Origin of the sequence: Pseudomonas sp. V88_4 (assembly GCF_029967985.1) — a bacterium.
GTDB lineage: Bacteria > Pseudomonadota > Gammaproteobacteria > Pseudomonadales > Pseudomonadaceae > Aquipseudomonas > Aquipseudomonas glycinae.
The window spans coordinates 245,477-268,013 of record NZ_JASCAF010000040.1 but is presented as its reverse complement, the minus strand read 5'-3'; the positions used below and the strand labels follow the sequence as shown (position 1 = coordinate 268,013).

Annotated in this window: 18 protein-coding genes; 10 read left to right on the top strand and 8 right to left on the bottom strand. The window is 61.0% G+C overall.

What is annotated here, in order from left to right:
• Positions 1-11: 11 nt before the first annotated feature.
• Positions 12-1,358: an MFS transporter gene (locus QLG12_RS16525; RefSeq protein ID WP_197868649.1), complete on the bottom strand. Its 1,347-nt coding sequence runs from the start codon at positions 1,356-1,358 to the stop codon at positions 12-14.
• A 295-nt stretch (positions 1,359-1,653) separates the two neighbouring features.
• Entirely contained in the window at positions 1,654-2,496 is an 843-nt protein-coding gene (pcaR, locus tag QLG12_RS16520) for a pca regulon transcriptional regulator PcaR (protein WP_007917109.1), read from the bottom strand.
• A 638-nt stretch (positions 2,497-3,134) separates the two neighbouring features.
• Between pcaR and QLG12_RS16515 the strand changes: the two genes are divergently transcribed.
• Positions 3,135-3,335 carry a hypothetical protein gene (locus QLG12_RS16515; protein WP_007957826.1) on the top strand — a complete coding sequence of 67 codons (201 nt, stop codon included), beginning with the start codon at positions 3,135-3,137 and terminating at the stop codon, positions 3,333-3,335.
• Between the two features lie 375 nt (positions 3,336-3,710).
• Positions 3,711-5,186 (top strand): inorganic phosphate transporter, encoded by a 1,476-nt coding sequence (locus QLG12_RS16510; protein ID WP_197868650.1) that lies wholly within the window; start codon positions 3,711-3,713, stop codon positions 5,184-5,186.
• 671 nt (positions 5,187-5,857) lie between these two features.
• Here QLG12_RS16510 and ccoM read toward each other — a convergent pair.
• Positions 5,858-5,974, bottom strand: coding sequence for a cytochrome c oxidase subunit CcoM (gene ccoM, locus QLG12_RS16505; RefSeq protein WP_007959205.1), 117 nt, complete (start codon positions 5,972-5,974; stop codon positions 5,858-5,860).
• Positions 5,975-6,119: 145 nt separating this feature from the next.
• Positions 6,120-6,281, bottom strand: a complete 162-nt coding sequence (locus QLG12_RS16500; protein WP_007959203.1) for a hypothetical protein — start codon at positions 6,279-6,281, stop codon at positions 6,120-6,122.
• Positions 6,282-6,466: 185 nt separating this feature from the next.
• On the opposite strand from QLG12_RS16500, the gene QLG12_RS16495 reads away from it, so the two are divergent.
• The 3 genes from QLG12_RS16495 (at position 6,467) to QLG12_RS16485 (ending at position 9,100) form a co-directional block, all read left to right on the top strand.
• Positions 6,467-7,333 carry a LysR substrate-binding domain-containing protein gene (locus QLG12_RS16495; RefSeq protein WP_282474916.1) on the top strand — a complete coding sequence of 289 codons (867 nt, stop codon included), beginning with the start codon at positions 6,467-6,469 and terminating at the stop codon, positions 7,331-7,333.
• Between the two features lie 88 nt (positions 7,334-7,421).
• A complete protein-coding gene (locus QLG12_RS16490; protein WP_197868653.1) occupies positions 7,422-7,892 on the top strand; it encodes a RidA family protein in 471 nt (156 codons plus the stop codon).
• Positions 7,889-9,100 carry an aminotransferase class V-fold PLP-dependent enzyme gene (locus tag QLG12_RS16485; RefSeq protein ID WP_197868654.1) on the top strand — a complete coding sequence of 404 codons (1,212 nt, stop codon included), beginning with the start codon at positions 7,889-7,891 and terminating at the stop codon, positions 9,098-9,100. Before QLG12_RS16490 ends, QLG12_RS16485 begins: the two co-directional genes overlap by 4 nt.
• On the opposite strand, the gene QLG12_RS16480 is transcribed toward QLG12_RS16485, so the two are convergent.
• Positions 9,070-9,411 carry a hypothetical protein gene (locus tag QLG12_RS16480; protein WP_007959194.1) on the bottom strand — a complete coding sequence of 114 codons (342 nt, stop codon included), beginning with the start codon at positions 9,409-9,411 and terminating at the stop codon, positions 9,070-9,072. The two genes, QLG12_RS16485 and QLG12_RS16480, sit on opposite strands and share 31 nt — an antisense overlap.
• A gap of 242 nt (positions 9,412-9,653) precedes the next feature.
• Here QLG12_RS16480 and rapA point away from each other — a divergent pair, with 242 nt between their 5' ends.
• A complete protein-coding gene (rapA, locus tag QLG12_RS16475) occupies positions 9,654-12,500 on the top strand; it encodes an RNA polymerase-associated protein RapA (RefSeq protein ID WP_085748196.1) in 2,847 nt (948 codons plus the stop codon).
• 201 nt (positions 12,501-12,701) lie between these two features.
• Here rapA and QLG12_RS16470 read toward each other — a convergent pair whose 3' ends face one another.
• Positions 12,702-14,051: an MFS transporter gene (locus QLG12_RS16470; RefSeq protein WP_282474915.1), complete on the bottom strand. Its 1,350-nt coding sequence runs from the start codon at positions 14,049-14,051 to the stop codon at positions 12,702-12,704.
• A gap of 302 nt (positions 14,052-14,353) precedes the next feature.
• Between QLG12_RS16470 and QLG12_RS16465 the strand changes: the two genes are divergently transcribed.
• Both QLG12_RS16465 and QLG12_RS16460 read left to right on the top strand, forming a co-directional pair.
• On the top strand, positions 14,354-14,707 hold the full coding sequence (locus tag QLG12_RS16465; protein ID WP_064382949.1) for a YkgJ family cysteine cluster protein: 354 nt from the start codon (positions 14,354-14,356) through the stop codon (positions 14,705-14,707).
• Between the two features lie 163 nt (positions 14,708-14,870).
• Complete coding sequence (locus QLG12_RS16460) at positions 14,871-17,153, top strand: bifunctional diguanylate cyclase/phosphodiesterase (protein ID WP_236194283.1); 2,283 nt, start codon at positions 14,871-14,873, stop codon at positions 17,151-17,153.
• Here the strand turns inward: QLG12_RS16460 and QLG12_RS16455 are convergent.
• Positions 17,044-17,940: an NAD(P)-dependent oxidoreductase gene (locus QLG12_RS16455; protein WP_197868657.1), complete on the bottom strand. Its 897-nt coding sequence runs from the start codon at positions 17,938-17,940 to the stop codon at positions 17,044-17,046. The two genes, QLG12_RS16460 and QLG12_RS16455, sit on opposite strands and share 110 nt — an antisense overlap.
• A gap of 197 nt (positions 17,941-18,137) precedes the next feature.
• Between QLG12_RS16455 and QLG12_RS16450 the strand changes: the two genes are divergently transcribed.
• Positions 18,138-20,339, top strand: coding sequence for a hypothetical protein (locus QLG12_RS16450; RefSeq protein WP_011332804.1), 2,202 nt, complete (start codon positions 18,138-18,140; stop codon positions 20,337-20,339).
• Between the two features lie 333 nt (positions 20,340-20,672).
• Here QLG12_RS16450 and QLG12_RS16445 read toward each other — a convergent pair whose 3' ends face one another.
• Positions 20,673-20,978: a DUF2288 domain-containing protein gene (locus tag QLG12_RS16445; RefSeq protein ID WP_197868659.1), complete on the bottom strand. Its 306-nt coding sequence runs from the start codon at positions 20,976-20,978 to the stop codon at positions 20,673-20,675.
• Between the two features lie 351 nt (positions 20,979-21,329).
• Here QLG12_RS16445 and QLG12_RS16440 point away from each other — a divergent pair, with 351 nt between their 5' ends.
• Complete coding sequence (locus tag QLG12_RS16440; protein ID WP_197868660.1) at positions 21,330-22,457, top strand: branched-chain amino acid ABC transporter substrate-binding protein; 1,128 nt, start codon at positions 21,330-21,332, stop codon at positions 22,455-22,457.
• The last annotated feature ends 80 nt before the right edge of the window (positions 22,458-22,537 follow it).

Below are 22,537 nucleotides of genomic sequence, written 5' to 3'. Positions count from 1 at the left end.
GAACGTGGATATCAGGTCGCGTCCGCGTGACTGACCAGACCCTTGATCACCACAGCTGCCGTGGCCAGCCCGGCCGGAATCACCAGCGCCGTCAGCACCTGTTCGAAATTCCAGCCCAGGCCCAGCAGGGTCGCGCCCATCCACGCGCCGAGAATCGCGCCGAAGCGGCCGATCCCGAGCATCCACGACACACCGGTCGCCCGGCCCTGAGTCGGATAAAACCGCGCCGCCAGCGACGGCATCGCCGATTGCGCACCGTTGACGCACATGCCCGCCACCAGCACCAGCGTCGCCAGCAGCGTGATATTGCCCAGGCTCTGCCCAACGGCGTAGGCAAACACCCCGGCCAGCAGGTAGAAAATGCCGATGACCTTGTGCGGATTGAAGCGGTCCATCGCCCAACCTACGCCGACCGCACTCAACACCCCGCCGAACTGGAACAGCGCGCCGATAAACGCCGCCTGCTCCATGCTCGCGCCGCTGTCGCGCATCAGGGTTGGCAGCCAACTGGTCAGCAGGTAAACGATGACAAGGCCCATGAAGTAGGTCAGCCACAGCAGCAACGTGCCGACGCTATAGGTGCCGGAGAAAATCACCGCGAACACGTTGCGCGCTTTGACGGTTTTCTGTTCCGGCACGCTGAAACTCGCAGCCTGAGCGACGGTGGCCGGGTCAATGGGCGCGAGGGTCTGGCGCACTTTGTCGGTGCCGCGATTGCGCACCACCAGATAACGTGCCGATTCCGGCAGCCAGAGCAGCAGCACCACGGCGAGGATCAGCGGCAGAATCCCGCCGATCAGCAACAGACTGTGCCAGCCAAACGCAGGAATCAGCTTGGCCGAGATGAATCCACCGCCGGCCATGCCCAAGTTGAAGCCGCAGAACATGCTGGTCACCAGCAACGACTTCTTGCGCTCCGGGGTGTATTCCGACAGCAGCGTGGTGGCGTTCGGCATCCCCGCGCCCAGTCCCAGACCGGTGAGGAAACGCAGCACCAGCAGTTGATCGACGTTGGTGGCGTAGGCCGAAGCCAGGCTGAAAGCACCGAACAGAAAAACCGCGCCGACCAGTACGACTTTTCGCCCGAAGCGGTCAGCCAGCGGACCGGAGCCCAGCGCGCCGAAGACCATGCCGATCAGCGCGGCACTCATCACCGGGCCGAGGCTGGCGCGGTCGATGCCCCAGTCCTGGGAAAGCGCAGGCGCAATAAAGCCCATCGCCGCAGTATCGAGGCCATCGAGGAACACAATCAGGAAACACAGGATCACCACGCGCCACTGATAGCGCGAGATCGGTTGGGCATTGATGAAGGACTGCACGTCGAGGCAGTGACCCACAGCGGACTGAGGCTGGTTCATTATTTTTATTCCACGCAAGAAAACGCAGTCGAACGGCGGCCGGCCAGAGAGCGGCACGGTCACAACTATATAAGGAAGGAATCAGGCGTTGCGCTAATACCGGCAACAGGAACGGGTGCGGCGACAGTCGGGGGACATGCGCATGGGAAGTTGCCTCTTGTCATTATTATGGGAGTCGACAATCCGGCGGGCTCATTCATATTCGCGCCGGATGACGCTGCCGCGACATTAATGATCCGGGGGTTTTAGCGTCAATTCGATAAACGCAACTCTGTGCGTTTATCGAACAGCTTCATCAGGCGAACAACTGCGCACTGAGGTCGCGGCTGGCGCTCAACAGGCCGGGCAGAAAGCGCTGCTCCAGCTCGGTGCGGCTGACGCGACCGGCGTGGGTGCTGACGTTGAGCGCGGCCACCACCTGGCCGGAAGCGTCATAGACTGGCACGGCAATCGAACGCAGGCCCTGCTCCAGTTCCTGATCGACGATGCACCAGCCTTGCTGCCGCACTTCCTGCAGACATTCGAGCAGGGCGTCGGGGGTGTGAATCGTACGGCTGGTCTTGGCCACCAGTTCGGCATGGTCGAGGTATTCGCGCAGCGAGGTGTCGTCGAGCGCCGCCAGCAGAATCCGCCCCATGGACGTGCAATACGCCGGCAAGCGCCCGCCCACCGAGAGGTCCACCGAAATCAGACGCTGAGTGGTGGCCGAACGGGCGATGTAGAGAATGTCGTCGCCTTCCAGCGTGGCCATATTGCAGGCCTCGTGCAGTTGCTCGCTCATGCGGTCGAGGTACGGCTGGGCCGAGACCGCCAGCGGCGTCGAAGACAGATAGGCGTGGCCGAGGGTCAGCACTTTGGGCAGCAACGAATAGGTGCGCCCGTCGGTGGTGGCGTAGCCGAGCTTGATCAGTGTGTGCAGGCAACGGCGTACGGCGGCGCGGGGAATTTCCGTGCGGTGGCTGATCTGGGCGATGGTCAGGTGGCGCTTGCGCTCCTGGAACGCCTGCACTACCGCCAGGCCGCGGGCCAGGGAGGTCATGAAATCCGGATCACCGGTCAGGGCCTGGATACGCTTGGCCGGCGAAGCGACGATCGGCGGCGCTACCGAGGTGAAGGAATTGCGCATTTGATCGTTCATGTCGGGTCCTTTTTTCTTGTTCGGATCAACAGCTATACAAACGGCTCGCCGGCGGTTACACAAGCGACAGACCGCCAACACCGGGCGATTATCGAACCGTCGACCGATAATCGCAATCATCCTCTCCTCCTTGGCTGGGCTGTGCAGAGCGGATTTGAACTAGGAAAGGCTGCGGAATTTAAGCGCCTTAGTTGTTCGACTAAATGGCGCCAGAAACCAAACACTGCGCAACAAGGATGCAACTATCGATGAAAGTTGCACGTCACAAAACAATCACACATCCGGAACCGTTTTTAATTTGGCAAAGATAGTCAATCCCGATTCGGCCGCTATAATGCACCTCAGCGACACCGCGCTTTTTTGCAGACGGTGTCGCTCGCTGGCGCGATGTCCATCGCCGCCAGCCCCGGCCAGCGCCTGATGCTCATTACTCATGCACCGCCAGCGCGCTCGCTGAAACAGGAAACTGATGCTGCGTCAGTTTTAATCTGGTGCCGTAGCCGCCTGCAACATGGAAGTCCTGACCGCTTCCCGACAATAGCGCTGCCTGCACAGGCAAGCGCTTGTTGGCGAACCGGTTAAATGATCCGTTGCAGTGCGTTCACCAGACATTTATCTCAACTCATACAGGTAGCACTGTGACGAAAGACGAACTGCGCGCGGAACTTGAGCGCCAGGAACAACGTTACAAGGAAGTTTACGGCGGGGAAGTCACCACCTACGCCGCCCAGCCCGAACCAGAACGCAAAGCCTGGCGTAAACGCCCTACCGTTCAGGATCAGGTCTTCCAGCAAGAACTGAAAAAAATGGAAGAGGAACTCAAAGCCGAAGAGCCTTGAAGCGGTCCCTTCCATCTTTCGAGGGTAAGCGTACTCACCGGGTTACAAGCACGGTGGACTGACGATGCCTTGCGCGCCCGCTACCCGCGGGCAGCGGCCAACTCCTCTGTATTGCACAGGTTTGGAGCATGTCAGACGTGTTTCCAAGATATTTCATACAAGCTTCTGGCCCCTCCCGACAACCGGCCAACCCGCCGGATCTTTACGTTTTTCTTAACTGAATCAATGACTTGCAAAACCACGCAAAAAGCTGGGGTAATGCCCTCTGATACAAATTAATTCGTTGAAGAATGTTACCGATGAGCAGGTAGGGGATCGATTTCCAGTCTTTTCTGGCATAATCGCGCCCCCTTATGACCGGGTCAGAAAACCTTCATGATCGATTTATTCAGCGGACTGGATGCCTGGGTGCTTGTGAGCCTCCTGCTCGCCCTGACATTTGTCCTCGCCTTCGAGTTCATCAATGGATTTCATGACACCGCTAACGCGGTAGCCACTGTTATCTACACCAAAGCGATGCCGCCTCACCTGGCGGTGTTCTTCTCGGGCGTGTTCAACTTCCTCGGCGTATTGCTGGGCGGCGTTGGCGTGGCGTATGCCATCGTGCACCTGCTGCCGGTAGAACTGTTGATCAACGTGAACACCGGCCATGGTCTGGCAATGGTGTTCTCGCTGCTCGCCGCCGCGATCGCCTGGAACCTGGGCACCTGGTACTTCGGTATCCCGGCCTCCAGTTCGCACACACTGATCGGCTCGATCCTCGGTGTCGGCCTGGCCAACGCCCTGATCAACGAAATCCCATTGGCCGACGGGGTCAACTGGCAGAAAGCGATCGACATCGGCGCCTCGCTGGTGTTCTCGCCGATGGCCGGCTTCCTGATCGCCGCACTGGTGCTGATCGGCCTGAAATGGTGGCGCCCGCTGTCGAAGATGCACAAGACGCCGGAGCAGCGCCGCAAGATCGACGACAAGAAGCACCCACCGTTCTGGAACCGTCTGGTCCTGGTGATCTCGGCCATGGCCGTGAGCTTCGTGCACGGCTCCAACGACGGCCAGAAAGGTATCGGCCTGATCATGCTGGTACTGATCGGTATCGTGCCTGCGCAGTTCGTACTCGACCTGAACAGCACCACCTACCAGATCGAACGCACTCGCGACGCGACCCTGCACCTGAGCCAGTTCTACAAGCGCAACGCCGATACCCTGGGCGAATTCCTGGCCCTGGGCAAAAGCGTGGACGGCGACCTGCCGGAGAAATTCCGTTGCAACCCGCAACAGACCGAACCGACCATCGCCGCCCTGCTCGACACGCTCAAAGGTGTAGCTGACTACCACTCGCTGTCCGCTGAAAGCCGCATCGAAGTGCGTCGCTACCTGCTCTGCCTGGACGACACCGCGAAGAAAGTCAGCAAACTGCCAGGCCTCGCCGCTCGTGAAAAAGCCGACCTGGACAAACTGCGCAAAGACCTGACCACCACCACCGAATACGCCCCGTTCTGGGTGATTCTGGCGGTAGCGCTGGCCCTGGGCCTGGGCACCATGGTCGGCTGGAAACGCGTGGTACTGACCATCGGCGAGAAGATCGGCAAGCAAGGCATGACCTACTCCCAAGGCATGTCGGCCCAGATCACCACCGCCAGCCTGATCGGCATGGCCAACATCTTCAGCCTGCCCGTGTCCACCACCCACGTCCTCTCCTCGGGCGTGGCCGGCACCATGGTCGCCAACAAAAGCGGCCTGCAAGGCGGCACGGTGAAAACCATCCTGCTGGCCTGGGTCCTGACCCTGCCGGCCACCGTGGCCCTGTCGGCCGGCCTGTTCTGGCTGGCGTCGAAGGCGCTGGGTAGCTGATAGACCGCTGAAATGAAAAAGGCGTGATTCGAAAGGATCACGCCTTTTTTGTTGGTCGCGGTGAAGAGGTGCTGAAGATCAAGAGCGCCCTCACCCCAGCCCTCCCGAAACGTCGGACCGCCCGTAGGGAGAGGGAGCCGATCGAGGTGTTTGGGTGAAGTACGCCGACGTGACATACCGAGGTGAGCTCCGGTCTTAAACAGCCCACATCCCGCACCTGCTTTGGCTTTGGCTTTGGCCTTGGCTTCCCACCACTCAAAACGATGAGCGTTAGCTCGAGTACCGCTTTTGACGTGCCGGCCCCATCGGCAGGCTGAGTGGAGGGATTTATCCGGGGGTGGGAGCGCAGCGACCGTGCGGCGTAGCCGCATGCATCGAGAGGAGGTGCAGCGAAGCAAACCGTAGGCGATGCCCCCGGATGAATCCCGGAACGAAGGAACACCGAGCCTCAGCGAGGTGCCGAACGCCGGGGCCAAGCCTTTTGCTTACTTTTTGGCGTTTGAAAAAGTGAGCCGCCGTAAGGGCGGAACCGCCAGCGGCAGCACCCGAAGAAACGGATATACACCCAAAACCCCAAGAGCATGGTCGGCCCAAAGGCCGCCAAGAAGACAAAAAAAAAGGGCAACCGAAGTTGCCCAAAATGCCTTGCGTGCTCATCAAACCCGGAAGAATCAAGGCTTCTTGCGCTTGTTCGCATCCTTCCAGATAAAAAATCCAAACCCTGCAAAAAACAGAACCATCAGGCCCACAGTCAGGACCCCGGCAAACACCACGTTATCGAAAAACATGACTGGCCTCCTGGCCCCTGCTCTGCTGCGATGGAGCTAAGTTAACCAATCAGGCAGGCGCCGGAATTGACCGGGATCAATGCCGGTCAATACGCAGAAGAAAGGAGGGGAAATAACTGACCTGCATCAACGGATGCAGGGGAGATCAACGCTTTTTCGGTTTGTTTTTCGGCTTTTTCTTCGGTTTACCCAGCGGCATGGCCTGCTCGAAAGCCTGACGTACTTCGTTCAGGCGCTTCTCGTTGAGGTCATGCACCCGCTTGGCGCGTTCGGTGTTGAGGTCAATCAGCTTGTCGTCTTGGCTCATGGCGTTCGGTGCATCGCTTGGACTGAATCACAACTGCCGGATCCCCGACAGGACTGCGCCAATAATGCGGCCTGACGCAAGCGCTGACCAGCCACCGACCTGAACGCTCTACAACAATTCATGTACCGCCCACCGGATTTGCCCGCACAATCGGCACCTCGCCCTGAACCCGAAGGATCTGCGCCGTGCCCCTGCATCAGGATCTGCCACCGCTGATGGCCTTGCGCGCCTTCGAGGCCGTGGCCCGCCATTTGAGTTTCATCAAGGCTGCCGATGAGCTGTCGGTGACCCAAAGCGCGATCAGCCATCAGGTGCACAAACTCGAAGAATTCCTCAATCAGCGACTGTTCGTGCGCCGCACCCGGGCGATCGATCTGACACCCGCCGGCGAACATTACTACCGGCAGATCGAACCGGCCCTCGCCGCGATTGCCGCCGCCACCCACCACCTGCGCGGCGAACGCCCCACCATCCTGCGCATCGGTCTGCTCGCCTCTTTCGCTACCTTGTGGCTGGCACCGCGTCTGGCGGACTTCAACGTGAAATACCCGAACATCCATGTCGAACTGCTGCCCGCCGTGCAACTGGCTGACGTCGACGCGGGCGAGGTGGATCTGGCGATCCGCTACGGCAAGGGCGGCTGGCCGAAAGTCCAGGCCCGCCGGTTCATGGATGAAACCCTGATGCCGGTGTGCAGCCCGGCCTTCAAGGCCAAGGGCGTGAGCAACGGACCGTTGCTGATGGCCAAGTCGCACCAGCCGTTCGAGTGGAACGACTGGCAGCAACACAGCGGCATCGATCTGGCTCATGTATCCAGCGTCATGCTGCACGACTACAACATCGTCGTCGAAGCGGCCGTCGCCGGTCAGGGCATCGCCATGGGTCGCCAGCGAATGATCGAACGGCGGATCAATGACGGCGCGTTGGTGCCAGCCTTCGACACGCCGCCGATGCTCGGCGAGATCGGTTATTGGCTGGTCACCCCGCAACGCCCGAACACGCCGGCAGCGCAAAGTTTCTGCGAGTGGCTGGAGGAAACGGCCAACGCATGAGTTTTTTGGATGCGTCGGATTAAATCTATCCGTTTGTCGCCCTCCGCTCGCGCCAACATGCTGAAGCCCTCACTCAGGAGGACTTCCCATGACCGATTCCCTCAGCCAACGTGTGCAACAACTCGGCCTGCGCCTGCCCGAACCGAGCCAGCCGATCGCCAATTACGTCAACCATGTGCTCAGCCAGAATCAGTTGTTCATCTCCGGGCAGATTCCATTGCTCGACGGCAAACCTGCTTTCATCGGGCGACTTGGCGAAGCGATTTCCGACGAGGAAGGAGTTAAAGCCGCTGAACTGGCTGCCCTGGGCCTGCTCGCCCAGTTGAGCCATGCGCTGGGCGATGACCTGTCGAAACTGGTGCGCATCCTGCGCCTCGGGGTTTTCGTGGCTGCCACACCGGACTTCAAGGCCCAGGGCGTCATCGCCAACGGCGCCTCGAACCTGCTGGTCAACGCCCTCGGCGACAAGGGCCGGCACGTGCGCACCGCGGTCGGCGTGTCGAGCCTGCCGGCCGGCGTTGCGGTGGAAATCGACGCGATCTTCGAGCTCAAGCCGTGAACATCGATGACCTCTCGCGCCTGCGCGCCGTCACCCCCGGTTGCGCTCAGGTGTTCCACTTCAACCACGCCGGCGCCTCGCTGCCGAGCCAGGCCACCCTCAATGCAGTGATCGAACAGTTGCAACGCGAAGCCCTCGGCGGGCCGATGGAAGCGGCGGACAACCGGGTCCAGGAACGCGCGCGCAACGCGGCCGCCGCCCTGCTCAACGCTGAACCCGAGGATGTCGCCTTCGCCAGCAGCGGCTCGGCGGCCTGGAGCCAGGCGTTCAATGCGCTGGGGCCGTGGCAGCCCGGCGAGCGGATTCTGGTGGGCCGCCATGAATGGGCCGGCAACCTGGCGTGCATGGCCGAAGCGGTGAAGGCCGGCGCGCGGCTCGAAGTGATTGCTTGTGACGCCCACGGTGCGGTCGACCCGCAAGCCCTGGCGCAGATGATCGACGGCCAGGTGCGGCTGATCGCCCTGACCTGGCTGCCGGCCAACGGTGGTCTGATCAACCCCGCCGCGCAGATCGGCAGTGTGGCGCGGCGCCATGGCATCCCTTATTTCATCGACGCCGGTCAGGCGCTGGGCCAGTTGCCTTGCGATGTTCAGGCCTTGCAGTGCGACGTGCTCAAGGGTGCCGGGCGCAAATTCCTGCGCGGGCCGCGCGGCACGGCGCTGATGTACATCCGGCCGCAATTTTTGCAACGGTTGCTCCCCGTGCAACGCGATGTTTTGTCGGCGCCGTGGGATGGCAAGCGCTTTACCTTGCGTGACGACGCGCGCCGATTTGAAACCAGTGAAGTGTCGCTGGCCCTGCTGGCCGGGCTGGCCAATGCGTTGGAGGAGTACAACCGCCTCGGCGCGATCCCCATCCGCCAGCGCATCGAACAACTGAGCAGTGGATTGCGCCAACGTCTGAAGGCGATTCCCGGCCTGACGCTACGGGATCTCGGAACGGCCAATCAACAATCCGGGCTGATCGCCTTCACGCTGGAAGGCTGGGACAGCGTGGCGCTCAAGCAGACGTTGGCCGAACGGCGAATCAACATCGGCGCCAATGGCGTGGCCTACACGCCGCTGGACATGCAGGCGCGCGGGCTGACGAATATTGCGCGGGTCTCGGTGAGTTACTTGAACACAGAAGAAGAGATCGACGTGCTGCTGGAAAATCTGATGGAGCTGGCAACCCGGCCTCAGATTTCGATGTCGACCCAAAGCCCCTGACGTGGCTGATCTTCCATCAGCGGCGCCACCGGAACGGTGTTGTCAGCATTCAGTTCGGTGCCGGGCACGGCAAGGTGCGCTTCCGGGTCGTCGTCGGCTTCGCGGCGCCGGCGATCGCGTTCCTGCTGGCGGCGCTGCTCTTCGCGCAGCAGATAGCCGTCCTCTTCCGGATCGCGCTTTTGCAGGTCGATGGTGCTTTCGTTGGAGCTTTCCTGCACCGGCACCACAGGGGGAATATCCGGTCGCTGGCGGATCGGATCCTGCTGGGAAGTGATCGGCACGGCGCTCAGGGGGAGCATCGGTGGCAGCATATGAAGGGTCTCCTGTCAGCAGGTTATCGGCGGCGCCAAGGGTGCCTTGAGCCATCGGTCGCAAACTTGTGACCGGTTTGGCACTCAAGGGTGCCGCAACATCCCGTAAAACCGATGCATGACCTAATCTTCCCTGCAATTGGCCGATTGCGGTTAAAAGCCGACCGTGGCTCCTTATCCTTTGGCCTCGGGCCCTCATTCCGTTAAGATAGCCCGCTTTTTCAAGGTGGGAGTCAGGCAGCATGGCGCAGCAGTATCAACCGGGGCAACGCTGGATCAGTGACAGCGAAGCAGAGCTTGGTTTAGGCACCGTTCTGGCACAGGACGGCCGCTTGTTGACCGTGCTTTACCCGGCCACTGGCGAGACTCGCCAGTACGCGCTACGGAATGCGCCCCTCACCCGCGTGCGGTTCTCGCCGGGCGATTCGATCACTCACTTCGAAGGCTGGAAAATGACCGTCCAGCAAGTCGACGACGTCGACGGCCTGATGGTCTACCACGGCCTCAACGCGCAGAACGAAGCGGTCACCCTGCCGGAAACCCAGCTGTCGAACTTCATTCAGTTCCGTCTGGCCAGCGACCGTCTGTTCGCCGGCCAGATCGACCCGCTGGCGTGGTTCTCCCTGCGTTACCACACCCTGGAACACACCAGCCGCCAGTTGCAGTCTTCGCTCTGGGGCCTGGGCGGCGTGCGCGCACAACCGATCGCCCACCAACTGCACATTGCCCGTGAAGTCGCCGACCGCATCGCGCCGCGGGTATTGCTGGCGGACGAAGTGGGTCTGGGCAAGACCATCGAAGCCGGTCTGGTGATCCATCGTCAGTTGCTGTCGGGCCGCGCCAACCGCGTACTGATCCTGGTGCCGGAAAACCTCCAGCACCAATGGCTGGTGGAAATGCGCCGCCGCTTCAACCTGCAGGTCGCGCTGTTCGACGAAGAACGTTTCATCGAAAGCGATGCCACCAACCCGTTCGAAGACACCCAACTGGCCCTGGTGGCGCTGGAGTGGCTGGTCGACGATGAGAAGGCCCAGGACGCACTGTTCGCTGCCGGCTGGGACCTGATGGTGGTCGATGAAGCCCACCATCTGGTGTGGCACGAAGACAAAGTCAGCCCGGAATACTCGCTGGTGGAACAGCTGGCCGAGGTCATTCCCGGCGTGCTGCTGCTCACCGCCACCCCTGAACAACTCGGCCAGGACAGCCACTTCGCCCGTCTGCGCCTGCTTGACCCGAACCGTTTCCATGACCTGGCCGCCTTCCGTGCCGAGAGCGAAAACTATCGCCCGGTGGCCGAAGCCGTTCAGGAACTGCTGGACAAGGGTCGCCTGTCGCCGGCCGCGCACAAGACCATCCACGGTTTCCTCGGCAACGAAGGTGAAGCCCTGCTCACCGCCGTCAACGATGGCGACACCGAAGCCAGCGCCCGCCTCGTGCGTGAACTGCTCGACCGCCACGGCACCGGCCGCGTGCTGTTCCGTAATACCCGCGCCGCCGTGCAGGGCTTCCCGGAGCGCAAGCTGCACCCGTACCCGCTGCCGTGCCCGGACGAATACCTCGAACTGCCCCTGGGCGAACACGCCGAGCTGTACCCGGAAGTCAGCTTCCAGGCCCAGCCGGACGCCAGCGAAGAAGAACGCTGGTGGAAATTCGACCCGCGCGTCGAATGGCTGATCGACCAGCTGAAAATGCTCAAGCGCACCAAAGTGCTGGTGATCTGCGCCCACGCCGAAACCGCGATGGACCTGGAAGACGCCTTGCGCGTGCGCTCCGGCATCCCGGCCACGGTGTTCCACGAAGGCATGAACATCCTCGAGCGTGACCGCGCCGCCGCCTACTTCGCCGACGAAGAGTTCGGCGCACAGGTGTTGATCTGCTCGGAAATCGGCAGTGAGGGTCGTAACTTCCAGTTCGCCCACCACCTGGTGCTGTTCGATCTGCCGTCGCACCCGGACCTGCTGGAACAGCGGATCGGTCGTCTCGACCGGATCGGCCAGAAGCACATCATCGAACTGCACGTGCCGTACCTGGAAACCAGCCCGCAAGAGCGCTTGTTCCAGTGGTACCACGAAGCCCTGAACGCGTTCCTCAACACCTGCCCGACCGGCAACGCCTTGCAGCATCAGTTCGGCCCGCGCCTGCTGCCGCTGCTCGAAGAAGCCGACGACGGCGAATGGCAAGCGCTGATCGACGAGGCGCGCACCGAGCGCGAACGTCTGGAAGCCGAGCTGCACACCGGTCGCGACCGTCTGCTGGAGCTCAACTCCGGCGGCGCCGGCGAAGGTGAGGCGCTGGTCGAGGCCATCCTCGAGCAGGACGATCAGTTCGCCCTGCCGATCTACATGGAAACCCTGTTCGACGCCTTCGGCATCGACAGCGAAGACCATTCGGAAAACGCCCTGATCCTCAAGCCGAGCGAGAAGATGCTCGACGCCAGCTTCCCGCTGGGCGACGACGAAGGCGTGACCATCACCTACGACCGCAACCAGGCGCTGTCGCGCGAAGACATGCAGTTCATCACCTGGGAACACCCGATGGTGCAGGGCGGCATGGATCTGGTGCTGTCCGGTTCGATGGGCAACACCGCCGTTGCGCTGATCAAGAACAAGGCGCTCAAGCCAGGCACTGTTTTGCTGGAATTGCTCTACGTCAGCGAAGTGGTTGCCCCGCGCTCGCTGCAACTGGGCCGTTACCTGCCGCCGGCCGCCCTGCGCTGCCTGCTCGACGCCAACGGCAACGACCTGTCGTCGCGCGTGGCGTTCGAAACCCTCAACGATCAACTGGAAAGCGTGCCGCGCGCCAGCGCCAACAAGTTCATCCAGGCCCAGCGCGATCAGCTGACACCACGGATCAACGCCGGTGAAGACAAGGTCACCCCGCGCCACGCCGAGCGCGTCGCCGAGGCCCGCCGCCGTCTGGCAGCCGACACCGACGAAGAACTGGCACGCCTGACCGCGTTGCAGGCGGTCAACCCGACCGTGCGCGACAGCGAACTGGACGCTCTGCGCAAGCAGCGTGAACAAGGTCTGGCGATGCTCGACAAGGCCGCGCTACGACTGGAAGCGATCCGGGTGCTGGTGGCGGGCTAAACCGCCCTGCTCCATCGCCACAAATGAAAAGGCCCGCAGCGATGCGGGCCTTTTTGTTTGTCTGTTATTTATTAGCTGATGCTGATGGCCTCATCGCTGCGATGCGGCGTTCCGACAAGCCAGCTCCCACAGGTTTCGGTTTGGATACAGATTATGTACACGACTCGGTCACTGTGGGAGCTGGCTTGCCAGCGATAGCGGTTATGCAGTCACCGCTGCAACCTCTGGCTCAACCACCGCCACCAGCCCTTCCTTCATCCGCTTGGCATCCCGCACAAAACAGCGCGAGGCGAGGAACAGGAACACCATGGTCAGGAACAGCGCCACCGGAATCAGGTACATCGCATCATGCAGGCCGACGGCCTTGAACGCTTCGGTCATCTGCTCGGCGCCCGCCGAGGCCATCGCCGACTTGGCGAAGTGATCCGACAAACCGCCGACCACCACCGGACCCAGACCGCCGCCGAGCAAATACAAGCCGGCAAAGAACAGCGCCATCGCCGTAGCCCGCAGGCGTGGCTCGACCACGTCCTGAATCGCCGTGTACACGCAGGTGTAGAAGTTGTAGGCGAACAGCCAGCCCACACTGAACACCGCGACAAACACCCCGATCTCAATACGCCCGGCATGCAGCGCCCACGCCGTACACAGGGTCGAGATGATCAGGCTGAACGCAGCAAACAGCAGTCGGCCGTTGGCCACCCGCTGGTGGATCTTGTCAGCGATCCAGCCGCCGAGGGTCAGCCCGATAAGCCCGGTCACACCGACGATTACCCCGGTCGCCACCGCCGCTTCCTGCAACGGCATCAGGAAATAACGCTGGAGCATCGGCACCAGGAACGAGTTGCAGGCGTAGGTCGCAAAGTTGAAGCACAACCCGGCCATCACCAGCCACAGGAAGGTCGGAATGGCGAGAACCCGACGAATCGGCTTGTCGACTTTTTCCTGAGACACCTGCACGGTTTCCGCCGCGCCGCGCTTGGGTTCCTTGATGAAGAACATGAACACCGCCAGCACCAGCCCCGGCACGGCGGCGATGAAGAACGGCGCGCGCCAGCTGTCGAAAGCCTTGACCATCCAGCCGATGGTGAAGAAGGCCAGCAGCAGCCCCAGCGGCAGGCCGAGCATGAAAATGCCCATGGCCCGGGCCCGGCGATGGGCCGGGAACAGGTCGCCGATCAGCGAGTTGGCGGCGGGCGCGTAACTGGCTTCACCGATGCCGATGCCCATGCGCACCAGCAGGAAACTCCAGAAACTGCCGACCAGACCGTTGACCGCCGTCAGCGCGCTCCAGGTCGCCAGGCCCCAGCCCATCAGTTTGCTGCGCGAACCGGTATCGGCCATGCGCCCCAGTGGTAAGCCGGCGATCGCATAGACCAGGGTGAACGCGGTGCCGACGATCCCCAGCTGAAAGTCGCTGAGGTGCCATTCCATGCGGATCGGCTCGATGATGATCGCCGGGATGGTGCGGTCGAAGAAGTTGAACAGGTTGGCAAGGAACAGCAGGAACAGAATGCGCCAGGCATTCGCCGCTTGGGTCGAGTTCTGCATGGGTCCGTCTCTTTATTGTTATGAGGGCTTCACTACCAACGCATCCGAGCCCGGAACCTGCAATCTAGTCACGCTCGTCGGGGCTGTCTGTGATCATTCGCAAGCCTGATGACGGGCCATGGCCGTGTTACGAAACGTAAGCCCTTGAAATGCTTCGAATCCCCCGAAAACCGGGGGTTTTGCGGAAAAATCCGGCAATGAAAAAATACTTTCACGCCCCCCTTCCCAACGCCGTGGCGAAGCCTAGAATGGCCGCCGGATCCGTCCGGATCCTGCCGATCAACCCCTTTGATATCCCGCCCATGTCCGAAGTCAGTCCGTGTCTGAATTGCGGTGCCTGCTGTTCCCATTTTCGTGTGTCATTTTTCTGGGGTGAATGCGCATCCTCCGGCGGGACCGTACCCGATGAACTGGTCACCCAGATCACGCCCAGCCGGGTCGCGATGATCGGTACCGACCGCAAGGCGCCGCGCTGTACCGCGCTGGAGGGCGAAGTCGGAAAAGCCGTGAGCTGCACGATCTACGACAAGCGTTCCAGCCCCTGCCGCGAATTCGAAGCATCGTGGGAAAACGGCGAACAGAACACCGACTGCGACAAGGCGCGGGCCCGTTTCGGCCTGCCACCGCTGCAACCGCACTGGAACGAAGTCGCCTGAGTTCAGGCCTGTGCACGCTTAGCGCCATTCGCTATGAGGCTAATGCCGAAATCATTAGCACCAATGTGCCACTACCGCGTGCACGGCAAAAACCGCCTCTATACTGCAACCATTCGCCTGCGTTGATGACGCAGTAAGGACGCACTCAGAGACGGGGCATGCTATGGAGTGGCTTGGGTTGCAGTTTGTTGCCGAGCAGCCGGAGAGCGGGCAGGTCATCCTCAATTGCACACACAATCCCCTGCTGGTGCTGGTGGCCTACCTGGTCGCCTGCGCCGCGAGTTTCGCCACCCTCGACATGGCCGAACGGGTCGCCCACGCCGAAGAGCCCGGCTCGCAGCGGATATGGCGCTGGATCGGTGCAACCTGTCTGGCCGGCGGCATCTGGGCCATGCACTTCATCAGCATGCTGGCGTTCCAGGCGCCGATCGGCATTCAGTACGACCTGCCCGTGACCCTGTTTTCCCTGGTGATCGCGCTACTGGCGTCCTGGCTGGCGATGCACACCCTGAGCACGCCCCAGCCGAGCCTGCTGCAATACCTCAAGACCGCCATCGTCATTGGTCTGGGCATCGCCGGCATGCACTACGTCGGCATGGCCGCCATCGAATCCGCCGCCACGGCTTACTACGACCCCACTCTGTTTCTGGCCTCGATCGTGATCGCGATCGGCGCCAGCTTCGCGGCGTTATGGGTCGCCGGTTATCTGCGCGAAGGCAGTGGCCTGCACATTCAGATGCTCAAATACGTAGCAGCGCTGATTCTCGGCGCGGGCATCCTCAGCATGCACTTCACCGGCATGGCGGCACTGCAACTGGTGCTGCCCGAAGGGCAACTGCCGACCCTGGCGTCGCAAACCAGCCATTTGCAGTTGGGCCTGACCGTCGCGCTGATCACCTTGCTGATCCTCGGCAGCGCAATAAGCGCCGCATTGGCCGACAAGAAGCTGCAGAACAAGGAGCACGATCTGCGCCGGGTCAACGCCCTGCTCAGCCAGCTCGATCAGGCACGCATGTCGCTGCAGCACGTGGCCAACTACGACGCCCTGACCAACCTGATCAACCGGCGCGGCTTCAATCAGATCTTCGCCGAAAAACTCAGCCAGAAAACCAGCGAAGGCGGCATGCTGGCAGTGATGTTCCTCGACATCGACCACTTCAAACGCATCAACGACAGCCTCGGCCATGACGCCGGCGACGAACTGCTCAAAGTCATCGCCCAGCACATCAAGGGCTCGGTGCGCAGCCACGAAGATGTGGTGGCGCGATTCGGCGGCGACGAGTTCTGCATCCTGATCGGTCTGCGCGACCGCGAAGAGGCACGCAATCTGGCCCAGCGCATCATGCTCAAGATGAAAGAGCCGATCGAACTCGCCGGTCGGCGCATGGTGATGACCACCAGTATCGGCATCAGTCTGTTCCCCGAGGACGGCTCCACCTGCGATGAACTGCTCAAGCACGCGGATCTGGCGCTGTACCAGTCCAAAGGCGCCGGGCGCAACGGCGTGCATTTCTTCGATTCCAATCTGAAAAACCGCGCCAGCCTTGAGCTGCAACTGGAAGAGGAACTGCGCCACGCCCTGCGTGAAGAGAACGGCCTGCGGTTGTATTACCAGCCGATCTTCGAACTCAAGACCGGCAAGGTCACCAAGCTCGAAGCGCTGATCCGCTGGCAGCACCCGGTGCACGGCCTGCTCACCCCGGACCGATTCATCGCCATCGCCGAAAACAACGGCCTGATTGCCGAGCTCGACAACTGGGTCCTGCGCAAGGCCTGTGAGGACCTTGGCGAACTGTCGCGCCATGGCTGTTCAGAACTGAAGATCGCCTGGAACTGCTCACCGCTGAATCTGGCCCGGGAAGAACTGGCCAATGAAATCGAGCACGCCTTGCGCAGCGCCGGGGTCGCCCCGGAACGGCTGGAACTGGAAGTCACCGAAAACGCCTTGATGGGCAACATCGCCAACACGCTGGTGTTGTTGCGACAGATCCGCGCCCTCGGCGTGTCACTGTCGATCGACGACTTCGGCACCGGCTATTCGTCGCTGGCCTACCTCAAGCGCCTGCCGCTCAACACTCTGAAGGTCGACCGCTCGTTCATCCTCGACATTCCCAAGGCCACCGCCGACATGGAGATCGTCCAGGCGATCATCGTCATGGCGCACACCCTGCATTTGCAGGTGGTCACCGAAGGCGTCGAAAGCCTGGAGCAGTACGAATTCCTCGAGCGCTCGGGCTGCGACTTCATTCAGGGTTACCTGCTCAGCCGCCCGGTGCCACTGGCCGAACTGCGCCCGGTGCTGGAGGAAATCAATCAGCGCAAACACGCGCACGCGGTCAATCCGTTGAGTCTGGCGCGCGGTACATTTGCACCAGTGTCGCTGGATCCTTCTGCAAAAAACCCTGCGCCCCATGCAGGCGCATCAGTTGTGCGGCCAATCCGCTGATCGGCGTGGCCGAGCCGGTTTCCCGGGAAAACTTCACGGCGGTATCCAGATCTTTCAGCAGCGTGCGCACGTGCCACTTCACCGGTTCGAAACGACTTTCGGCCATTTGCGGGGCAAGAATCTGCAACGGTCTGGAATCGGCAAAACCACCGGCCAGCGCCTCGGCGATCAGGCTGGCATCGACCCCGGCCTGCTCGGCCAGCGCCACCACTTCGGCGATCACCAGGGCGTTGCAGGCGACGATCATCTGATTGCAGGCCTTGGTCACCTGACCGGCGCCGACGCCGCCCATGTGCGTGACGCGCTGCCCGAGTTCGAGCAATACCGGGCGTACGCGATCAAGATCTGCTGCATCACCGCCGACCATGATCGCCAGGCTGCCGGCCTCGGCCCCGACCACCCCGCCGGACACCGGCGAATCGAGCCAGGCCATGCCTGTCTTGTCGGCCAGTTCAGCCGCCATTTCACGGGTGGCCGTCGGTTCGAGGCTGGAAAAATCCACCAGCAACTGACCGGGTTTCGCCCCTTCGGCCACGCCGGCCGGGCCGAACACCACCTCGTGCACCACCGCGGTGTCGGCCAGGCACAGCATCACCACGTCAGCCTGTTCACAGAGTTCAGCGGGGGTCACCACCTGCCGGGCGCCGGCCTCGACCAGCGGCGCGCACTTGGCCGGGTTGCGGTTCCACACGGTCAGCGGGTAACCGGCGGCCAGCAGGCGGCGGCACATCGGCAGGCCCATCAGGCCGATTCCGGCAAAACCCAACGAAGGTCGCGTTGACATCATTTAGCCTCCTTTTGATTAAAGATCGCCGAATAATGGCCGATCCATCATCAATCAGGAAAGGATTCCCCCGCGCGGCACTCAGGCCATAACCCTGACGCACGGGCCAAATACGCGCAGAAAAAAGACGCGAGATTCCCATTCCGTGAGGTTCGACGACAGCGGTCGTTGAACCAACCAGTCCAGGTAGATGGCGCTCAATGACTTCTAAAAACAATCCGGCCACTGCGGTATCCGATCTGACTCTGAGCCCTGCGGCGAACAGCCCTGCCCCGATGAAGCCATTGCCACCTTCGCGCCCGCTGGGCACCCAGCAATACCTGTACTTCACCGAAACCAACACCGACCGCATCCTCGACAACCTCGATGGCCTGCGTGATCTGGTGTTCCCGCGCCCACCGCACCTGGAAGGCGACAACGAACAGCACAACGATCAGGAATTTCCGTCGGTGTGCCTGATCGGCCTCGGTCGCTGCGGCTCCAACATCGCCCTCGACGTGGCAGAGCTGGTGTACAACGCACGCAAGTTCTACCTCAACGAATTCAACAACGAGGATCGCGCGGCTGACCGTCGCCTGGCCTCCGACAAAGGCTACAGCCCGGCCCAGTGGATCAAGCAGAATCTGCGGATCGGCCCGAACAAGTCGACCAAACCGGTGTTCCTGGTGGAACCGCTGGTGATGCTCGGCGACCTGGACAAGGACATTGCCGGACGTATCCGCTTCTCGCGCAAGGGCGAAAAGAGCGGTTTCCTGCGCGACTACAGCAAGATGAAGATCATGGACTTGTCGGAAGTCCACGCCGGTGGCGCCGGTAACGCGCCGATCCTCGGCCAGTACCTGGCGAAGATCATCCTGAACAAGGACACCCAGCGCTTCTCCAGCCCTGACTGGAAAATGATCCACTCGTACCTGATCGACAGTTGCGGCATCAAGGCCAACCAGTCGCGCCTGTATTTCTCGATCTTCAGTGCCGGCGGCGGTACCGGTTCGGGCATGGCCTCGGAATTCGGCCTGGCCCAGCAGCACTCGTACATGAACAAGACGTTCGACACCAAGCCGATGGACGAACATGACGGCAAGAGCGGTCATTCGTTCGTGTTCGAGCCGATCTTCACCAGCGGCATCTGCGTGCTGCCGAACATTTCCGACCACCGCAGCGAAATGTCCGAGGCGCTGCACATCAACGCCGGTCGTCTGCTGTGCAAATACCTGTCGGAAGAATGGGATTTTTCGTACAACTTCGCCAACGAAGACAGCAGCGAAGCCAGCGTCATGGGCCGTATCCGCCCATGGAACGCGATGATGCTGATCTCCAACGACATCATGCGTTACGCCGAAGAGAGTGATGACGGCAACATCCAGAACATTGATGTCAATGCGATGGAGAAGCACGCAAACCAATACATCTCGCAGCAGATCTTCAACATTCTGACGGCCCAGGCGGTTACGACCGACTACGACCAGAACTATTTCCGTCGCGCCGGGATCGACATCGGCGAGACCATTCGCCTGGACGCCAACGACCTGTTCATGAGCCTGGCCGGCCCGGTGGCGATTGCCTATGCAGAATCGGTAGTGCCGGAAACCCCGCCGCCAAGCAGCGACAAGTTCAAGGTGTTCGACAAAGAGCCGCAGCGCCTGAACATCGACGACCTGTTCTTCCGCTCGATCGACCTGCCGCACTTCAACAAAGTGACCCAGGCCATCGAAGGCATCAGCCTGCTGCCGATCGAGTCCAAGCGCTATCGCGCTTCGCTGGAGCAGTACAAGAATTCCGGTTACGACGCGGCCGCGCTGCATGACCTGCACTTCTTCAAGAACTGCTCGTCGGTGGTCTCGATCGTTTCGCTGCCGAAAGACTACAAGCTGTCGTACATGGACCTGAACCGGCTGAAGACCCACCTCAACAGCCTGTTTCCCAACACCACGCTCAAGCGTTACGCGCTGGTGATCGGCGCCTCGGCCAACCTGTCGCTGACCACTCTGATCGCCAAGAGCCCGTGCCTGTCGGACGACTTCCTGACGCTGATCGTGGCGTTCATCAAGCGTTGCTTCGCCAAGACCCCATACCGTTTTGACGAGACCCTGGACAACTCGATCCTCGACTTCATCATCCAGGAGGAGTTCGACGAAGACCGCATCGACGACCTGCTCAACGAATTCGAGAACCCGGCGAAGATCCTCGATACCAACTGGTACGCGATCAAGCCGATGTACGAGAAGAAGTACCGCGAACTGATCAACGACAAAGAGAAGTTTGTCTCGATCAATGACATTCGCCTGTCGCGCGATTGCGTGAAGAAGTCGATCAAGTACCTGCGCGAGATCTACCGTCACCGGATCGGCAAGACCAAGGTCATCTCGCTGAACAACCATACCGGCAAGTCTTACTCGGTCTGATCGAAGACCGGGTCGCCCCCATCGCTGGCAAGCCAGCTCCCGCAGGGTTCGAGTGAACACGAATATTGTGGACACCACGAAAACTGTGGGAGCTGCGGTGCGACGATTCAACTTGCCAGCGATGAGGCCCCGAAATTCACTGAAGATTTCAGCCCTTCCAACATCCCGACACAATTAAGCAGCCCTTATTCTGCTTACTAAACTGTGCCCTTTACGTTTACGTCACCGTTATGCCACCCATGCTTGTGGCATTTCTCTACGGCAACATGCCATCACGCTACTCCGCTACACACTTTTTCGCGGTCATCACTCGCACCAACAAGGTGCACCCCATCAAACCGATGCCCTTTCCTGGACCAGGATCCACGGCCGGACCACCACGGCCCACATCTCTGGATCACGCTCGAAAATATCCAGCGCCCGCGTTTCAGACAGCTTGGCGACCTTGTCTTCGGCCAGCCAGGCGGCGACTTTCTCGCCCTGATCCGACGCCACGGCCTCAGCGACCGCGATCAAATCCAGGCCGGGGTCGACCCACAATAGGGCACCCTGGGCGTAGAAGCGCTCCAGCTCTTTCCAGGTAATAGATGCGGTTTCACCAAGCAGCTTGGCATAGAGGGTGCTAGGTTCTTGATTCATGGGGCTGTCCGGAAAAGAAATCGGCGCGAATGATAACGTCGGTGGTTCGGCAGAAAAACCCGGTTGCAAAAGGCCGTACCGAACGAAAAGAGCAGGAACGCCAGGGAATGCTGATGATTGGGCATAAGCCCTCTGAACGTCCCGCCGCAATTCTGTCTTTTTCTTTCATTAAAGCGACACCCTCAGGTTTTGCCCCCTGGCGCCAGCTTCCCAGGCCAACAACCGGCGCTCTACACTGTACCGGTACAGTTGCCGGGGGCATTTCCGGAGGGTATCGCCTAGATATCTGTCCCGGTTCTGCTGCTACGGCGTCAGGACTCTAAAAAAATACAACAGTAAGAGTGGAGCACTATGACTAAGGCTACTAAGCAGATTTCCAAACTGTTTGCCGCTATGGTTCTGGCCGGGGTTGCCAGCCATTCGTTCGCAGCTGACACCATCAAGATCGGTATCGCCGGCCCTAAAACCGGTCCAGTAGCCCAGTACGGCGACATGCAGTTCAGTGGCGCGAAAATGGCCATCGAACAGATCAACGCCAAAGGCGGCGTCGACGGCAAGAAGCTCGAAGCCGTTGAATACGATGACGCCTGCGATCCAAAACAAGCGGTAGCGGTAGCGAACAAGGTCGTCAACGACGGCGTCAAGTTCGTGGTCGGTCACCTGTGCTCCAGCTCCACCCAGCCTGCTTCGGACATCTACGAAGACGAAGGCGTGATCATGATCACCCCGGCTGCCACCAGCCCGGACATCACCAACCGTGGTTACAAGATGGTCTTCCGCACCATCGGTCTGGACAGCGCCCAGGGCCCTGCCGCCGGTAACTACATCGCCGATCACGTGAAGCCGAAAATCGTCGGCGTGCTGCACGACAAGCAGCAGTACGGTGAAGGCATCGCCACTGCCGTCAAATCCACCCTCGAGAAGAAAGGCACCAAGGTTGCCGTGTTCGAAGGCGTCAACGCCGGCGACAAGGACTTCTCCGCGATGATCGCCAAGCTCAAGCAAGCCAACGTCGACTTCGTCTACTACGGCGGCTACCACCCGGAGCTGGGTCTGATCCTGCGTCAAGCCCAGGAAAAAGGCCTGAAAGCCAAGTTCATGGGTCCGGAAGGCGTGGGTAACGACTCGATCACCCAGATCGCCAAGGACGCGTCCGAAGGCCTGCTGGTGACCCTGCCGAAGTCCTTCGACCAGGATCCGGCCAACGTGGCCCTGGCCGATGCATTCAAGGCCAAGAAAGAAGACCCGAGCGGTCCGTTCGTGTTCCCGTCCTACTCGGCCGTTGAAGTGATTGCCGAAGGTATCAAGGCTGCCAAGTCCGAAGATGCTGCCAAGGTGGCTGAAGCCATCCACGCCGGTACTTTCAAGACCCCGACCGGCGACCTGAGCTTCGACGCCAAGGGCGACCTGAAGGACTTCAAATTCGTGGTCTACGAGTGGCACAACGGCAAACCTAAAACCGAAGTGTCGCCTCAGTAAGGCCCTGCCTGACTGACTGCCAACAAAGCCCACGGCGTGCCGTGGGCTTTGTTTTACGAATGTATTGGGCCGCGCTGGCG

Bases quoted from the DNA above. Each gene is read 5' to 3' on its own strand.
- QLG12_RS16525 (WP_197868649.1), bottom strand. From the start codon at position 1,358: ATGAACCAGCCTCAGTCCGCTGTGGGTCACTGCCTCGACGTGCAGTCC.
- pcaR (WP_007917109.1), bottom strand. From the start codon at position 2,496: ATGAACGATCAAATGCGCAATTCCTTCACCTCGGTAGCGCCGCCGATC.
- QLG12_RS16510 (WP_197868650.1), top strand. From the start codon at position 3,711: ATGATCGATTTATTCAGCGGACTGGATGCCTGGGTGCTTGTGAGCCTC.
- ccoM (WP_007959205.1), bottom strand. From the start codon at position 5,974: ATGTTTTTCGATAACGTGGTGTTTGCCGGGGTCCTGACTGTGGGCCTG.
- QLG12_RS16500 (WP_007959203.1), bottom strand. From the start codon at position 6,281: ATGAGCCAAGACGACAAGCTGATTGACCTCAACACCGAACGCGCCAAG.
- QLG12_RS16490 (WP_197868653.1), top strand. From the start codon at position 7,422: ATGACCGATTCCCTCAGCCAACGTGTGCAACAACTCGGCCTGCGCCTG.
- QLG12_RS16480 (WP_007959194.1), bottom strand. From the start codon at position 9,411: ATGCTGCCACCGATGCTCCCCCTGAGCGCCGTGCCGATCACTTCCCAG.
- rapA (WP_085748196.1), top strand. From the start codon at position 9,654: ATGGCGCAGCAGTATCAACCGGGGCAACGCTGGATCAGTGACAGCGAA.
- QLG12_RS16470 (WP_282474915.1), bottom strand. From the start codon at position 14,051: ATGCAGAACTCGACCCAAGCGGCGAATGCCTGGCGCATTCTGTTCCTG.
- QLG12_RS16465 (WP_064382949.1), top strand. From the start codon at position 14,354: ATGTCCGAAGTCAGTCCGTGTCTGAATTGCGGTGCCTGCTGTTCCCAT.
- QLG12_RS16460 (WP_236194283.1), top strand. From the start codon at position 14,871: ATGGAGTGGCTTGGGTTGCAGTTTGTTGCCGAGCAGCCGGAGAGCGGG.
- QLG12_RS16455 (WP_197868657.1), bottom strand. From the start codon at position 17,940: ATGATGTCAACGCGACCTTCGTTGGGTTTTGCCGGAATCGGCCTGATG.
- QLG12_RS16450 (WP_011332804.1), top strand. From the start codon at position 18,138: ATGACTTCTAAAAACAATCCGGCCACTGCGGTATCCGATCTGACTCTG.
- QLG12_RS16445 (WP_197868659.1), bottom strand. From the start codon at position 20,978: ATGAATCAAGAACCTAGCACCCTCTATGCCAAGCTGCTTGGTGAAACC.
- QLG12_RS16440 (WP_197868660.1), top strand. From the start codon at position 21,330: ATGACTAAGGCTACTAAGCAGATTTCCAAACTGTTTGCCGCTATGGTT.